We start from the raw sequence: 15,965 nt of genomic DNA, 5'->3' as shown, positions 1-15,965 counted from the left end.
TCGGTCCGAGTACCGTCGCCCCGGCGCAGGCCGGGGCCCAATATCGTCGCGCAACGGGTACGCACGACACATTGGGCCCCGGCCTGCGCCGGGGCGACGTGCCAGGCAACGTGCCGGTACGGCGCTTCACCCGACGAACAGCGACAGGATCAGCACGAACACGATGCCGAAGGTGCCGGCCAGCGTCTCCATCGCCGTCCAGGAACGGAAGGTGTCCTTCAGCGACAAGCCGAAGTATTCCTTGAACATCCAGAACGCCGAGTCGTTCACGTGGCTGAACATCAGGCTGCCGGCGCCGACGGCCAGCACCATCAGGTTCGGATTCACGTCCGTCGATTCGACCAGCGGGCCGACCACGCCGGCCGCCGTGAGGCCGGCGACGGTGGCGGAACCGAGGCAGACGCGGATCAGCGTCGCCACGGCCCAGCCCAGCAGCAGCGGCGGCACCGGCAGGCTGGCCAGCTGCGCGCCCAGCTGGGCGCTCACCCCCGCTTCCGTCAGCACCTGCTTCAGCGCGCCGGCGCCGGCGATGATCAGGAGGATCGGCGCGATCTCGCGCAGCGCTTCCTGCGCCGACCCCATCACCTGGACCAGCGTGCGGCCCCGGCCCAGACCCAGCGTGAACACGGCCACCAGGTAGGACGCCAGCATCACGACGAGGGGATTGGCGAAGAACGCCAGCGGACCCGCCAGCGCCGGCCGCAGCAGCGTGGCCAGCGTGAAGGCGCCCAGCAGCAGCACGGGCAGCAGCGCGGTGGCGAAGCTGGCGAAGGCGCTGGGCAGTTCGTGCTCGGGGATCGGCGCGCCCTGGAATACAGGGGCGGGCTGGGCGCGGATGCGCTTGAGCGTGAGGGCGAACAGCGGCCCGGCGATGCACAGCGTCGGCAGCGCCACGATCAGGCCGTACAGCAGCGTCGTGCCCAGGTCCGCCTGCACGGCCGCGACGAGCGCCGTGGGCGACGGATGCGGCGGCAGGAAGCCGTGCGCGATCGACAGGCCCGCCAGCAGGGGCATGCCGAGCGCCACCGCCGGCCGGCCCGATTGGGCCACCAGCGAGAAGATCAGCGGGATCATCAGCACGAAGCCGACGTTGTAGTCCAGCGGCAGCCCGACGACGAAGCCCGTCACCGTCATGGCGACGGGCACCCTTGCCGGGCCCAGCGTCTTGACGAGGCTGATGGCGATGCGCCGCGCGGCGCCGCTGTCGGCGATCAGCTTGCCGAAGACGGCGCCCAGGCAGATGACGACGACCAGCGACCCGAGCAGGTCGCCGATCCCCTTCTCGATGGCGCCGGGGATCTTCCCCGCCGGCACCCCGAGCATCAGGGCGGCGGCCATGGCGGCCACCACGAACGCCAGCAGGGGCTGTACCTTTCCCCAGGCGATCATGACGGTCAGCATGACCACCACCAGCAGTACGGCACACAGGCTCCACACGCCGGCGGGCCCTCAGAACGTCATGCGCACGCCGGCGCGGTAGGTACGGCCGATGGCGTCGTACACGGCCGGGTTCAGCGCCAGGCTCAGGTTCGTCTGCGGCACCAGCACGGGATCGCGGTCGGCCAGGTTGTCGACCTTGAAGTAGGCCGTGACCTGCTTCGAGACGTTGTACGTCGCCCCGAAGTCGATGTAGACGGCGCCCGGCATGTGGTTGTCGTAGATCGTCGGATGCGCCGCCGTCGGCAGCGGGCAGTTGGTGCGGCACTCGATGTATTCGTTGTTGAATACGCCGGCGCCGATCCAGCGCTCGCTCAGCGTCACGCCCAGCTTGCCCTGCAACAGGCCATCCCAGGACTGCGACACGAGCGCCTTCCACTTCGGCGTCGCGCCCGTCATGTTGCCGGCGCCTTCGCTCGGCGTGGTGCCCGGCACGCCCGGATCGGAGATCGAGTGGATGGTGCGCGTCGCCAGGCCGCGCAGCGTCACGGCGCCCGGCAGGCCGAAGTCGCCCATGTTCAGCCGGTAGGCCGTCTCGAAGTCGATGCCGCGGGTATGCAGCGAAGCGAAGTTGAAGCTCTGCGCCAGCACGTAGTTCGTGCCCGCCGGACCGTTGATCGACACGGAACTGCAGACCTGCTGGTTGCCCGCGTAGCACAGGTCGACTTCCTGCTGCGGGTTCAGGGAGCTGATCACGTTGTCGACCTTGATGTCGAAGTAGTCGACGGAGAAGTTGAAGTTGCGTGCCCAGCTCGGCTGGCTCAGGATGATGCCGAACGAGTTGTTGCGCGCGACCTCCGGCTTCAGGTTCGGATTGCCCACGTTGCGCTGCTGGATCTGGATCGACTGGCCCTGGTTGTTGTTGACGGCCTGGTTGGTGACCGTCATGGCGGCGTACAGCTCGGACAGGTTCGGCGCGCGCACGTCCTTCGAGCTCACGGCGCGCAGGCGGATGCCGTCCAGCGGCGTCTTCCACGTCGCGCCGATCTTCCAGGCGCTGGCCTTGCCGGCCGTGCTGTATTTTTCCTCGCGGTCGGCCAGGTTCAGGTTGGCCTCGCCCCAGGTGTCCGACTTCAGGAACGGCACGTTGAACTCGACGTAGGCCTCGCGCACGTTGAAGCTGCCCTTGCCGTTGTGGTAGTTGCCCGCGAACCAGTTGTCGCCCGTCCGGGACAGCGTCGGATCGGCCGGATAGCTGGCCGAGTACGGCGACTCGTAGGCCTCGCCCGCGCCGTAGGGGTCGCCGTACACGGCATATTTCTCGCGCCGGTATTCGGCGCCGAAGGCCATGGAGACGGGACCGGCCCAGCCCTGCCAGACTTCGCCGTTGATGTTGACGCTGGCGACGTCCTGGCTGGAATCCGTGTGCTGCATCGGTCCGTTTTCCGGCGCGATGTAGTTCCAGCCCGCCATGTTGATGGGGACGTCGCCCAGGATGTTGATCGGCTGGCAGCCGGCGGCGCGCGCCGCGGCGCTGCGGCAGACGATCTGGCCGCTGGCCGGGTCGCGCACGGCGTCGATGGCGAAGTTGTAGCGCGGGTTGAGCGTGATGTCCTTCACGTGGATGACGGTGGTGTTCTCGCCGTGCTCGACGTAGGCGTCGTAGCGCCAGTTCTTGCCGAACAGGCCGAACTGGCCGTCGGCGCCGATCACGAAGCGGCGCTGGGTGCGGGTCGGGTGCACGTTGATGTCGGCGGGGAACTCGGCGTTGGCCGTCCCGACCGGCATCGCGCCGCTCGGATAGCCCGCCAGGCAGGGCGCAACGAGCGAGGCCGGCAGGTAGGCGTTGTCGCAACGGATCGACAGGTTGCCCTGCTTGGCAGCGCCCGGATTCGGCTGGAACACGGATTTCACCTGCGCCCAGTTACCCGTGACATAGATTTCGTTGTCCGCATCGAGGTCCCAGGAGATGCGGGTATAGGCCACTTGCCGCTTGAAGTTCATCGCCAGGTTGGTGCCGTTGCCCACGCTGCCCGAGCGGTCGCCGCCGACGCAGAAGTTGCCGACGCAATCGGTGCCGTACTGGAACGGATACGGGGTGCCGCCGGGGCCGAAGGCCGTGCCGCGCAGCGCGCCGCCCGTGATCAGCCCGTATTTCGCGTACTGGATGTGCTGGGCATTGTGGATGTACTTGTAGCGCGGCGCGCCGGCCGCCTGCATGGCCGGCGTCGATTCCTGCAGCGCCGGGTTGTCGTACCACGAGCGGCCGCCCGCGTTGACCTGGCCGAAGCGCGGCGCGTCGATGCCTTCGTGCTTGGTGAACTCGCCGCTGGCCGTCACGTGCAGGCGGTCGTTCATGAACGCCTTGCCCCATGCCGCCTGCAGCGTGCCGTTCTTGTCGTCGCTGTACTTGGTCATGCCCCCTTCGACGTTGGCCTTGAAGCCCGTGAACTTCTTGTCCGTGATGAAGTTGACGACGCCGCCGATGGCGTCCGAGCCGTAGGAAGCGGAGGCGCCGCCCGTAACGACGTCGACGCGCTTGACGAGCAGTTGCGGGAACTGGCTGACGTCCGTCACGCCGGTGACGTTGGCGCCGACTACGCGCTGGCCATCCAGCAACGTCAGCGTGCGCAGCGTGCCGAGGCCGCGCAGCGACAGCGAGGACAGGCCCTGGATGCCGCTCGAGGTGCTGAAGGTATTCGTCGTGCGTCCCGTGCTGCCCTGCAGCGCGGGCAGTTCGGTCAGGGTGTCGAACAGGTTCGGCTTGGCCGCCTTTTCGATGTCGGCCGTGGACAGCGTGGTGGTCGGCGTGGGCTGGTTGAAGCCGCGCGTGGCGATGCGCGAGCCGGACACGACGACGGTGCTGACACCGTTGGCCGCCGTCGGGGCGGCAGGTGCGGCGGTCGGGGCTGCGGTCGGCGCGGACGCGGGCGGCGCGGCATCCGTGCCGGTGGCTGCCGCTGCGTCCGGCGGGGTTTGCTGGACTTGCTGGGCTTCCTGCGAGTGCGCAGGCATGGCGAGCATGCCGCAGGCGCTGGCCACGGCAAGGTGAACCAGCGTCTTCTGGAATGGCGTTTGCATCGTGTCTCCGTTCTTATAGTTGGCGTACCGGTCGGGCGTGGACGCCCGTACTCGTTGTTCGATGACTTTCCATGAAGCTGAAGCGATTGATGTGTGTGGCGGTCTCCTCGGTGATGGTGATGCGCTGTTAGCGCTAACTCCGTAATAAGTATTTTATGCCTGGACGTAAACACCCAGCCAATAACTTTTTTAGGTGTTGCGATATCGGAACAGATATCGGTGGCGGCGGCGTGCGCGGCGCCCGGCCGGCGAGCGCACCCTACCCATGATGCATCCGGACGATTCCCTTCCTCGCGCATGGCGTCCGTGCGGCGCAAAGGCGGCTATCATTTTCACGCGGCCGTTCATACCGGGACGGCGCCCGCTGCCTGGCCCCGCCCGTCCCCGCTTTCGATCATCGGAACACCACGGAGAACGATGGAAACACTCGAACAATTACTCGCCCTTTTCGTGGCCGCCGTCGTGCTGGCCAGCCTGGCGCGCCGCGTGGGCGCGCCGTATCCCGTCTTCCTGGCGCTCGGCGGCGCCGCGATCGCCCTGATGCCGCAGGCGCCCACCTTCGCCCTGCCGCCGGAACTGGCGCTGGCCCTGTTCGTCGCGCCCGTGCTCGTCGACGCCGCCTACGACATGTCGCTGCGTGACCTGCGCGACAACTGGGCGCCGATCGCCGGACTGGTGGTCGCCGCCGTCTCGCTGACCACCGTGGCCGTGGCGGCCGTCGCGCACGCGCTGGTGCCGGAGCTGCCCTGGGCCGCGGCGATCGCGCTGGGCGCCATCGTCGCGCCGCCGGACGCCGTGGCCGCGGGCGCCGTGCTGCGCCCCATGCATCCGCCGCACCGCATCGTCAACATCCTGGAAGGCGAAAGCCTGCTGAACGATGCCACCGCCCTGCTGGTCTACCGGCTGGCGGTAGGCGCCGTGGCGGCCGGCGAATTCACCTGGGGCGCCGTCGGCCCCGCCTTCCTGCTCGGGGTGGCGGGCAGCCTGCTGGCCGGCGCCCTGCTGGGACGGGCCGTGATCTACGTGACGGACCGGATCGAGCACGTGCCCACCGCGATCATCCTGCAATTCGTGTTCAGCTTCGGCGTGTGGATCGCGGCCGAACGCCTGGGCCTGTCCGCCGTGCTGACGATGGTGTGCTTCGCCGTGACGCTCAAGCGCACCCGCCGGCGCCCCATGCCGGCCCGCATGCGCATCGCCACCAATGCCGTCTGGTCGGCCGTCGTGTTCGCACTGAACATCCTCGCCTTCATCTTCATCGGCCTGCAGGTCCGCCCCATCCTCGGCGGGCTGGACCGGGCCGAGCTGCATCTCTACCTCGGCGTGACGGGCGCCGTGCTGGCCACCGCCATCGGCGTGCGCCTGGCCTGGCACATGTCGTTCAACACCGTCCTGCGCTGGCGCCACCGCCGCTGGGGCTACCATCCGCCTCGTCCCCTGATGCGGCCGACCGTGGGCACCGGCCTGGTGATCTCGTGGGCCGGCATGCGCGGCATCGTGACGCTGGCGGCGGCCCTGGCCCTGCCCGCCGCCTTTCCCCAGCGCGACCTGATCCTGTTCGCCGCGTTCGGCGTCGTGCTCGGCACGCTGGTGGTGCAGGGCCTGACGCTCAAGCCGCTGCTGCGCGCGCTGCGCCTGCGCGACGACGACCCGGTCGGCCGCGAAACGGGCGCGGCGCGCGAACGCGCCTACCAGGCCGGCCTGGCCAGCATGGCGGACGTCCAGTCGCCGGATGCGGACAAGGTCAGGGAGAAACTGCGCACGCTGCTGGTGTCGCCGGAAGCGGACGACGACGCGGCGGAGGATGCGGCCGACGGCGCCGCGCGCCAGCGCGCGCTCTACCGCCAGGCGCTGGGCGCGGCGCGCGAAGCGATCCAGGCGATGCGCGACGAGGACGAGATCGGCGAAGACGCCTTCCTGCAGATCGAGCAGGATCTCGACTGGCGCGAGATGGCGATCGGCGGCGCGGCGCGGGCGGGCCGGCCGGCACCCGCGCCGCGTGCGGATGCGCTGGCCGGGGCAGGTCCGGGCCAGCCGGCGCCGCCCGCCTAGCCGGTGCGCTCCCCCCGCCTCAGTGCAGGCTCGCCTGCGCCCGCAACGCCGGATCGCCGCCGCGCGGCCTGCGCTGGTCGATCAGGAACTTGACGACGAGGGCGGACGTGGAGACGACGGCGGCCGCCGCGACGACCGCGAACACGTCGCTGAACGGCAGCTGGCGGCGCGTCAGCTCGGCGACGAGGAAGGAGCCCGCGATGCCGCCGAAGCGGCCCACGCCCAGCATCCAGGCGACGCCGGTGGCGCGGCCGCGGGTCGGGTAGTACATCGCGGCCAGGGCGGGCAGCGAGGATTGCGCGGTATTCATCAGCGTGCCGGCCAGGAACACGGTCGCCGTCAGCAGGCCGAGGTTGCCGACCACCTGGCCGATCATGAAGACGGCGACCGCCGTGAGCGCGAAGCCGATGGCGATGACGCGGTTGGCGTCGTAGCGGTCCATCAGCCAGCCGAACAGGATCGCGCCCACGCCGCCCAGCGGGAACAGGGCCGCGATCAGCGTCGCGCTCTGCGCGGGGAGTCCGGCTTCCTTGAACAGGACGGGCATCCAGTTGATGAGGGCATAGAAGATCACCAGCCCCATGAAGTAGGCCAGCCACAGCATGAGGGTGCCGGCGAGGTAGGGTCGCGAGAACACGACGGCGACGCCGCCGCGCGCCGCCGTGGCGCCCTCCCCGGCCATGACGAAGCGCCCGGCCGATGCCGCCGCCGGGTGGATGCGGCGCAGGATCGCGCCGATCCGCGCGGGCGACGCATTGCGTGCGACGAGGTGGCGCACGGACTCCGGCAGCGTGAAGACCATGATGACGGCCAGCGCCAGCGGGACGGCGCCGCCCAGTTCCAGCACGCTGCGCCAGCCCCACTGCGGGATCATCCACGCGGCCAGGAAGCCGCCGCACGCGGCGCCCAGCGGGAAGCCGCAGAACATGGCATTGGTGACGAAGGAGCGGCGCGCGTCCGGACAGAATTCGCTGATCAGCGTTACCGCGTTGGGCATGGCGGCGCCCAGGCCGATGCCGGTGAGGAAGCGCAGGATGACCAGCTGTTCCAGCCCGCCGGCGAATGCGGACGCGAAGCAGGCGGCCCCGAAGGCCAGCACGGACGCCAGCAGCACGATGCGGCGCCCCAGGCGGTCGGCAAGCGGTCCCGCGACGATCGCGCCCGCGGCCAGGCCGAACAGCGCCGCGCTCAGTACCGGCGCCAGTGCCGGCTTGTCGATGCCCCATTCCTTCAGCAGCGAGGGCGCGATGAAACCGATGGCGGCCGTATCGAAGCCGTCCAGCAGCACGACGGCGAAGCACAGCACGAATACCAGCCACTGGTACGGCGAGAACGGGTGTCGGTTAATGAAATCCTGGACGTCAAGATCCTGATTGTTCATGTCGGTCTCCATCGGGCCGCGCCGAACCGCGCGCCCGGTTATGAATACGGCTGTCTGGTCGCCGCTTGTGTGGATGTGTTCGGTGGCTGGGTCTAAGTGTTCGATAATCGAACAATGCTTCGCCTACCGCACAAAACGAGTGTATGCCTGTGCTTCGACGCCGGTCAAGCGAAAAAGCGGCGTGACACCGCGGGGTGCAAACGTGCAGGGATGGTCAGAGCAAGGCGCTCAGCTCGACCTGCATCTTGATGAGTGCCGGCAGGTAGCGCTCGGCCATCGCGTGGGCGGGCTGGCGGTTCGCGTGGACGCTGATGTTCAGCGCCGCCACGGCGTCGCCGCGGAAATTGCGCACCGGGACGGCGATCGTGCACAGGCCCAGTTCCAGCTCCTGGTCGACCAGCGCATAGCCTTGCGCCCGCGCGCGGGCGATCTCGAGCGCCAGGCGCTCCTTGTCCGCGATCGTGTGCTCCGTGATCCGTTCCGGCGCCACGCGCGCCAGGTAGCGTTCGAGCTCTTCCTGTGGGAGGCCGGCCAGCAGCACGCGGCCGTTCGCCGTGCAGTAGGCGGGAATCCGCGTGCCCGGCTGCAGCGTCACCGACACCAGCTGCCCGGCGCTGACGGCCGCCACGCACACGAGCTGGTCATGGTCCAGCACGCCGATGGACGCCGCTTCGCCCAGCGAGTAGGCCAGCCGGTACAGCGAGGGCTGGACGATGCGCGGCAGGCGGGCGGAGTGCAGGTAGGACTGCCCGAGCCGCAGCACGGCCGGGGTCAGCGAGAACATCTTGTTCTCGTGCCGCATATAGCCAAGGTGCGTCAGCGTGATCAGGTAGCGGCGCGCCGCCGCGCGCGTCATCCCCGTGGCCTGCGCCACTTCCGCGATCGTCAGGCGCGAGCGCTCCTGGTCGAAGGCCTCGATCACCTTCAGGCCTTTTTCGAGGCTCGACACGAGGTCGCGTTCGAGCGGCAGTTCGTCCTTGCTGTCCATGCATGAGAAAAGCGATGATTTGTGCGAGTATCGCACATTCCGTGCGCAGAGCGAATGCGACGATGACGGCCTGTCTTGTCAGGCCGCCTGACGATCCCCTAGTATTTTTCGGACCGAAAAGCATGTTCGAACAGCACCAGCAAAGGAGACAGCCGTGAAATTCGATGCCATCGCACCGGGCGTTTATCCCGACCCCGTCCATCCACCGTACAAGTCGACGCTGCTGCGCGGACCGCTGCAGGCGCCGCTGCGCATCCAGGCGCCGGTGCCCGCCACCCGCAACATCGTTCCCTCTCCCCGCATCCTGCTGCCCCACGACGCCGACCTGACCGCCCATGGCGAGGGCGCGCCGCTGGGCGAGAAGATCGTCGTGACGGGACGCGTGGTCGACGAGGACGGCAAGCCGGTGCGCAACTCGCTCATCGAAGTCTGGCAATGCAACGCGGCCGGCCGCTACCGCCACAAGCGCGACCAGCACAATGCGCCGCTGGATCCGAACTTCAACGGCTGGGGCAAGATGCTGACCGACGACGACGGCCGCTACCGCTTCGTCACGATCAAGCCCGGCCCCTACCCCTGGGGCAACCACGACAAGGCCTGGCGCCCGGCCCACATCCATTTCTCGCTGTTCGGGAACGTGTACGCCCAGCGCCTGGTGACGCAGATGTACTTCCCCAGCGATCCGCTGTTCCCGTACGACCCGATCTTCAACAGCATTCCGGACCAGGCCGCGCGCGACAGCCTGATCGCGAAGTTCAGCATCGACCACACGGTGGGCGAGGAAATGCTCGGCTACGAATTCGACATCGTCCTGCGCGGACGCAACGCAACGCCGATGGGCCTGTAAGGAGACCGCCATGAGCAAAATAACGACTTCGCAGACCATCGGTCCGTTCTCGCACGAAGCCTGGCAGTGGGGCGTGGACGCCAGCACGCCCGACCGGCTCGAGACGAGTGTCCCGACCATCACCATCGCCGGCGTCATCCACGACGGCGCCGGTGTTCCCATCAACGATGCCCAGATCGAAGCCTGGATCCCGGGTGCGGCGGTGGCGGAAAGCGCGCATCCGGTGCCCGGTTTTCGGCGCGTGCCGAGCGGCGCCGACGGCGACTTCCGCGTGCGCGTGTCGGTGCCGCCGGACGCCACGCCCGGCGAGCCGGTCATGTACGTCACCGTGTTCGCCCGCGGCCTGCTCAAGCACCAGTTCACCGCCGTCTTCCTCGAGGACGCCCCGGGCCTCGCGCAATCGGCGATACTGAGCCAGGTGCCGGAGGGCCGGCGCGATACCCTCATCGCCCGCAAGACGGGAGAAGGCCAGTACCGCTGGGACATCTGGATGCAGTCGGACCGGGAAACGGTCTTCTTCGACTACGCGTGAGCAGAGGACATGGGACCCGAATGAGCGTATCCATTTTCGATAGTTTCCTGACGACGCCGGACATGATCGCCGTCTTCGACGACGCCGCCGTCGTCCAGGCGATGTTCCAGTTCGAGCAGGCCCTCGCGCGCGCACAGGCGGACGAAGGGCTGATCCCCGACGCTGCCGCGAAGGCCATCGCGGGCGTGTGCAGCGCAGGGCTGTACGACATCGGCGCCCTGATCGATGCGGGACGCCGCGCCGGCGCGCTGGCGATCCCCGTCGTCAAGGAGTTGACGAAGACCGTCGCCTTGTACGACGAGGAAGCGGCCCGCCACGTGCACTGGGGCAGCACCAGCCAGGACGTGCTGGACACGGCCATGGTCCTCGTCACGCGCGAAGCGCTGAAGCTGCTCGACGACGGCCTGCACGACCTGGCCGGCCACCTGCTGCAGCTGGCGCAGCGCCACCTGGACACGCCCGTGCTGGCGCGCACGCTGATGCAGCCCGCGCAGGTGACGAGCCTCGGCTTCAAGGCCGCCGGCTGGCTGGCCCCCGTCGTCCGGGCGCGCACGCGCCTGCGCGAGGCGGCGGCGCGGGCGCTGCAGCTGCAGCTGGGCGGCGCCGTCGGCACGCTGTCCGTCATGGGCGAGGCCGGCCCGGCCGTCGCCGCCAGGATGGCGGCGCAGCTGGGCATCAAGGCGGCGGACGCCGCCTGGCATACGCAGCGCGACGAATGGGTGCGGCTCGGGATGGAAGTGGCGGTCCTGACGGGCACGCTGGGCAAGCTGGCCACGGACCTGAGCCTCATGGCGCAGGGCGAGATCGGCGAACTGGCCGAGCCGTCCGGCCAGGGCCGGGGCGGCTCGTCGGCGATGCCGCACAAGCGCAATCCGGTGTCGGCGATGATCACGCTGGCCGCCGCCCACCGCACGCCCCAGCATGCGGCGGCGCTGCTGGCATGCATGGGCCAGCAGCACGAGCGCGGCCTGGGCAACTGGCAGGCCGAACTCGCGGAGTGCCCGTCCCTGTTTCTCGGCGCCCACGGCGCCCTGCGCGCCTTGAACGAGGCCTTCGCCGGCCTGCAGGTCGACCGCGAGCGCATGCTTCAAAACATCGAGGCCTTGCACGGCCTCGTGTTCGCCGAGGCGGCATCGGCCTGGCTGGCCGCGGCCATCGGCCGGCCGCGGGCGCACGCGCTGCTGGAAGCGCTGACGCGCCGTACCGTGTCCGAACGGGGCGAACTGGCCGCGCTGCTGGAACAGGCCGTCCGGGCCGATCCGCAACTGTCGGGCGCCGTCGACACGGCGCAGCTGGCGGCCCTGTTCGACCCCGCCACCGCCGCCGCGCCGGCGCGCCGCCTCGCCGAACACCAGCTGGCCGGCCTGCGCACGGCGATGGCCGCGCTGGATGCCTCCCACCCTTTCCACCAGTGATGACGACATGAGCTACGACCCCTTGGACCACGACTTCGAACGCGGCCTGCACCACCGGCGCACCGTGCTGGGCGACAGCTGGGTGGAGCGTTCGCTCGCCGGCGCCACCAGCTTCAACGCGGACTTCCAGAACCTGATCACCCGCTTCGCCTGGAACGAGATCTGGGGCCGCCCGGGGCTCGACCACAAGACGCGCCGCGCCATCGTCCTGTCGATCTGCACGGCGCTGGGCCGCTGGGAAGAATTCGACCTGCACGCCCGCGCCGCCCTGCTCGCCGACGCGGGCAGCGGCCTGTCGCCGGACGAGCTCAAGGAAATCCTAATGCAGTCGGCCATCTATGCGGGCGTGCCGGCCGCGAACACCGCCTTCGCCCACGCGCAGGCGATCCTGCGCGACGTCGCCGGGCAGATCGGCTATCCCCTCGCGCCGGCCTCGCCCGCCGCAGTCAACCATCCCGGCATCGGGCACGAGGGACGGACGGCGAGCGCGCCGGCGCTGCACTACAGCGTGCGCGCGCCGCGCAGCGGCAAGGCGCCGCGCCATACGGTCGTGCTGAGCCACGCGCTGGGCTGCGACCTGACGATGTGGGATGCGCTGGCCAACACCCTGGCGCAGGATTGCCGCGTCATCGCCTACGACCACCGCGGCCACGGCAGCTCGGACGCGGCGCCCGGCCCGTACGCGATGGCGGAACTGGCCGACGACGCCGCGCGCCTCCTGCGAGAACTCGACACGGGTCCCGTGGTCTGGGTCGGATTGTCGATGGGCGGCATGGTGGGGCAGGAACTCGCGCTGCGCCACCCTTCCCTCGTGCGGGCCCTGGTGCTGGCCAATACCACCAGCGCCTATCCGGAAGCGGCACGCGCCGCCTGGATGCAGCGCATCGACACCGTGCGCGCGCACGGCATCGAGGCCATCGCCGACGCCGTCATGGAACGCTATTTCCATCCGGGCTTCCGCGCCCAGGCGCCGGCCACCGTGGCGCGCTTCCGCCGGCGCCTGACGACGACGGACGCCCACGGCTACGTGGGCTGCTGCAACGCTGTCGGCCACGTCGACACGACGTCCAGGCTCGGCGCCATCGCCGTGCCCACCCTCGTGATCGCGGGCGAACTGGACCAGGGCACGCCGGTGGCCATGGCGCGCACGCTGGCCGAGGCCATCGCGGGCGCCGAACTCGTCGTGCTGCAGGAGGCGTCGCACCTGAGCGCCATCGAACAGCAGGGAGCGTTCGATGCCGCCGTGACGCGCTTCACCGGCGCGCTCTGAGCGCTGGCAGCGGCGGGCGGCGCGCCGTCCGCCGCTGCCTCAGGTTCAGAAGTGGTGCCGCAGGCCGACCATCACGCCGTTCTGCGACAGGCCCGTGCCGACGGTGCCGCCGGCATCCAGCGCCACGGCCGACGCGCCATCGTTGTCGATGTGGCCGATCGTCGCGTACAGGAAGCTGCGCCGGGACAGCGCATACGTCACCCGGCCCACCAGCATCGCCACGTCCGCATTGGCGTGCTTGGTGTCGCGGCGCGACCATTGGGCGTCGACGGTGAACGGGCCGAACGGATGGCTGGCGCCGAAGTAGTACAGGTCCGACTCCGTCCGCCCCGTCGCCGCCCGCGTGTCCCGGTCCATCACCCCGGCCCCGATCTTGGTCGCGCCCACCATGACGTAGGCGTTGACGAGCGTGCGGGTATCCGTGTTGTCGCTGCTGGTGAGCCCGCCCGCCGCCCCCGTATTGCCGTACATGCGGTCATAGACGGCGTTCACGCCCCAGGCCTTCGTCTCGTAGCCGAGCATGCCGGTGTACTGCCGGCACGCCTTCGCGTTGCCCGGTACCTCGCCGGCGCAGTTGGTGGCGGGCGGTCCGCCGGCGTTCGACGCGTCGCGCCCGAAGCTCCAGGTCGCGCCGACCACGACATCGCCGAAATTGCCCATGTAGCCGATCGCATTGTCGCTGCGCGCGTTCGGCAGGTAGGGATCGATGCTGCCGATGGCGAAGATGCCGGGTCCCAGCACGTCGGCCTTCAGCACCGAGATATAGGTCATGTTCTGCTGGCGGCCCAGCGTGAACGTGCCCCACGTCCCTTTCAGGCCGACATTCGCGGCCCGGCCGAACAGGCGGTTACCTTGTTGCAGGGTGCCGGTGTCGATCGCGACGCCGCTTTCCAGCACGAAGAAGGCCTGCAGGCCGTGCCCGAGGTCTTCCGTGCCCTTGAAGCCGATGCGCGAAGGGAATTCGCCCGTAATCGAGGGCATTTTCGTCACGGAGCTGCCCGCCGCGTCCACGTTGGTGACGTGGACGACGCCGGTGTCGACGATGCCGTAGATTTGCACGGCGGTCTGGGCCTGGGCGTGCGCCCCGGCGAGGCAGGCCGCGAGGGCGGCGCTGCTGCGGATACCTGCGCGGATACTTGCTCGGGTCGTTGTTTTCATGGTGTCTCCTGGATGGTGGGGCGATGACGTTCGCATCGCTTATTGACAGCGCTTACTGGCATACGAAACTGGCGGCCTGCTCGACGTCGCCGCTGCCCTTGTAGGTCGCGACCTTCGGATAGGGGCACAGGGGACGGGTGCGCGCCGCGGACCAGCCGGCAGGCAGGTCGGCATTCGCACCGCCGGCATTGCCGGGCCCGCGGGCAGTGGCGACGATCGAGGCCGGCGCCTGCCCTCCCTCGACCCAGGCGACGAGCGCCGTGAGCGCATCGAACTGGTCGGTTGCCGGCCCGCCCGCGCAGTGGTTCATGCCGGGCACGCGGAAGAAACGGGCGAAGTCCGCCGCATCGCCGCCGTTCGCCGCGCGCAGGGCCTCGTACCAGTTCGTGGTGTCGTCGCTGGAAAAGATCGGGTCGCTGGTGCCGTGGTAGACGAGCATCTTGGCGCCGCGCCGCTTCAGCCTGTCCAGGTTGGCCGGCTCGGGCGGCAGCATGAAGGACAGGGCCGATTCCGTGTAGACGCCGTTGGCGGACCCGACCCGTGCCAGCATCGTCGCCAGGTTGCCGTTCAGCGCGAAGACGGGGCCGTCGAACGTCGCCGGGTCCTCGGGCGGCACCGACCAGATCAGGCCCACGCCACCGGTATCGAGGGTGAGCGAAGCGTTGAATTTCCAGCTCGCCCAGCCGCCCGTCGCCAGGCCCGCGTCCCACGGGAAGCTGGCATAGATCCGGGAGCCGGTCTCCGTCGTGGCGCCGGCGAACAGGGCGCCGATGCCGCGCTTCTGCGCCGCGCTCAGGCAGCTGCCGTCACGCGTGGCGCCGCAGGTGGGCACGTCGCGCTCGATGTCGAACGCCTTGCGGCAGGCTTGCGTGTCCTGCACCAGGCCGTCCGCGGCGCCGTCGAGGGCGTCGCACTTGCCGAGCACCGCGTTCGACACCAGCGCCCGTTCGGCCTGCGTGAAGCCCGTGCCGATGTCGCGCGGATCGGTGGCCAGCGACGCATAGGTCTTCGCGCCCGCGATGTTCGCGATGGCGGCGAGCGGCAGGCGGAAGCCCGGATTGCCGGCCAGGTAGCCGTCGTACTGGTCGGCATAACGCGCCGCCGCCACCATCGTGTGCCGTCCCCCGTTCGAGCAGCCGCCGATATAGGAACGGTCGGGCGCCTTGCCATAGGCAGTCCGGATGAGGGCCTTGGCCATCGGCGTCAGCTTGCCGACGGCCTGGTAGCCGTAGTCGAGCCGGGCCTGCGCATCGATGCCGAAGTCCGGTCCCGGTCCCGCGTGGCCCGCATCGGCGCTGATCACGGCGAAGCCCTGGTCGAGCGCGTTGTCGAGCGGACCGCCGCCGCCGACCGGCCCCAGGGCCGTCGCCACGCTGCCGTCCGTGCCGCCGTTGGCCTGGTAGAAGAAACGGCCGTTCCAGGCGAGCGGCAGGCGCAGCTCGAAGCCGATCGCATAGACCTTGCCGTCCTGCGGGCTGGTGCGGCGGAACATCTGGCCCAGCACCTGGCAATGCGCGGCGACGGGTTTGCCGGCCACCTTGACGGTACCGGCGGCGATCGCATTGACCGCCGTGATGGTCGTGTCGGGATACGACAGCCGCGCCGCCAGGCCGTCGCAGGAGGGCATGGCGGCGCCCGTCGCGGGGCTCAATTGCGGTAGAGGATGGGCCGACGGCGGGGGCGAAGCCGGTGCGGCCGGCGGCTGCCAGGCGTCGTCGCCGTCGCTGCAGCCGGCCACTCCCAGCACGGCAATGGCCGCGACGATGCCGCGCATCTGTTGCATGTTCATCTGTTCTCTCCTCAAACGGGGCGTGCCACGACACGCCGGGACGAACGGGGCCGATCGGCACGCGCATCGGTGGAT

General features: G+C 69.7%; 11 protein-coding genes. 5 read left to right on the top strand and 6 right to left on the bottom strand.

What is annotated here, in order from left to right; translation table 11 throughout:
- Positions 1-126 precede the first annotated feature (126 nt).
- Positions 127-1,437, bottom strand: coding sequence for a gluconate:H+ symporter (locus tag ACI1V7_RS04345; RefSeq protein ID WP_404530512.1), 1,311 nt, complete (start codon positions 1,435-1,437; stop codon positions 127-129).
- 12 nt (positions 1,438-1,449) lie between these two features.
- Positions 1,450-4,458, bottom strand: a complete 3,009-nt coding sequence (locus tag ACI1V7_RS04340) for a TonB-dependent receptor domain-containing protein (RefSeq protein ID WP_404530511.1) — start codon at positions 4,456-4,458, stop codon at positions 1,450-1,452.
- Between the two features lie 417 nt (positions 4,459-4,875).
- On the opposite strand from ACI1V7_RS04340, the gene ACI1V7_RS04335 reads away from it, so the two are divergent.
- Positions 4,876-6,510, top strand: coding sequence for a cation:proton antiporter (locus ACI1V7_RS04335; protein ID WP_404530510.1), 1,635 nt, complete (start codon positions 4,876-4,878; stop codon positions 6,508-6,510).
- Positions 6,511-6,529: 19 nt separating this feature from the next.
- Here the strand turns inward: ACI1V7_RS04335 and ACI1V7_RS04330 are convergent, their stop codons facing one another.
- Together ACI1V7_RS04330 and ACI1V7_RS04325 are read right to left on the bottom strand one after the other, a co-directional pair.
- On the bottom strand, positions 6,530-7,891 hold the full coding sequence (locus tag ACI1V7_RS04330) for an MFS transporter (protein ID WP_404530509.1): 1,362 nt from the start codon (positions 7,889-7,891) through the stop codon (positions 6,530-6,532).
- Positions 7,892-8,105: 214 nt separating this feature from the next.
- On the bottom strand, positions 8,106-8,879 hold the full coding sequence (locus tag ACI1V7_RS04325; protein WP_404530508.1) for an IclR family transcriptional regulator domain-containing protein: 774 nt from the start codon (positions 8,877-8,879) through the stop codon (positions 8,106-8,108).
- 154 nt (positions 8,880-9,033) lie between these two features.
- Between ACI1V7_RS04325 and pcaH the strand changes: the two genes are divergently transcribed.
- From pcaH to pcaCD, 4 genes are read left to right on the top strand one after another with little or no spacing between them, the layout of a single operon-like run.
- Positions 9,034-9,726: a protocatechuate 3,4-dioxygenase subunit beta gene (gene pcaH / locus ACI1V7_RS04320; protein ID WP_404530507.1), complete on the top strand. Its 693-nt coding sequence runs from the start codon at positions 9,034-9,036 to the stop codon at positions 9,724-9,726.
- A 10-nt stretch (positions 9,727-9,736) separates the two neighbouring features.
- Positions 9,737-10,258, top strand: a complete 522-nt coding sequence (locus ACI1V7_RS04315) for a peptidase associated/transthyretin-like domain-containing protein (RefSeq protein ID WP_404530506.1) — start codon at positions 9,737-9,739, stop codon at positions 10,256-10,258.
- Between the two features lie 20 nt (positions 10,259-10,278).
- Complete coding sequence (gene pcaB, locus ACI1V7_RS04310) at positions 10,279-11,673, top strand: 3-carboxy-cis,cis-muconate cycloisomerase (protein ID WP_404530505.1); 1,395 nt, start codon at positions 10,279-10,281, stop codon at positions 11,671-11,673.
- A gap of 7 nt (positions 11,674-11,680) precedes the next feature.
- Positions 11,681-12,943: a bifunctional 4-carboxymuconolactone decarboxylase/3-oxoadipate enol-lactonase PcaCD gene (pcaCD, locus tag ACI1V7_RS04305; protein WP_404530504.1), complete on the top strand. Its 1,263-nt coding sequence runs from the start codon at positions 11,681-11,683 to the stop codon at positions 12,941-12,943.
- A 45-nt stretch (positions 12,944-12,988) separates the two neighbouring features.
- Here pcaCD and ACI1V7_RS04300 read toward each other — a convergent pair whose 3' ends face one another.
- Positions 12,989-14,101, bottom strand: coding sequence for a porin (locus tag ACI1V7_RS04300; protein WP_404530503.1), 1,113 nt, complete (start codon positions 14,099-14,101; stop codon positions 12,989-12,991).
- A gap of 52 nt (positions 14,102-14,153) precedes the next feature.
- The gene (locus ACI1V7_RS04295; protein ID WP_404530502.1) at positions 14,154-15,890 is read right to left on the bottom strand and encodes a tannase/feruloyl esterase family alpha/beta hydrolase; all 1,737 of its coding nucleotides are present in this window, start codon (positions 15,888-15,890) and stop codon (positions 14,154-14,156) included.
- Between the last annotated feature and the right edge of the window lie 75 nt (positions 15,891-15,965).

Origin of the sequence: Massilia paldalensis (genome assembly GCF_044901715.1) — a bacterium.
GTDB classification, from domain to species: domain Bacteria; phylum Pseudomonadota; class Gammaproteobacteria; order Burkholderiales; family Burkholderiaceae_D; genus Telluria; species Telluria paldalensis.
The sequence above is the reverse complement of the archived record's forward strand: the minus strand, read 5'-3'. Positions and strand labels throughout refer to the sequence as shown.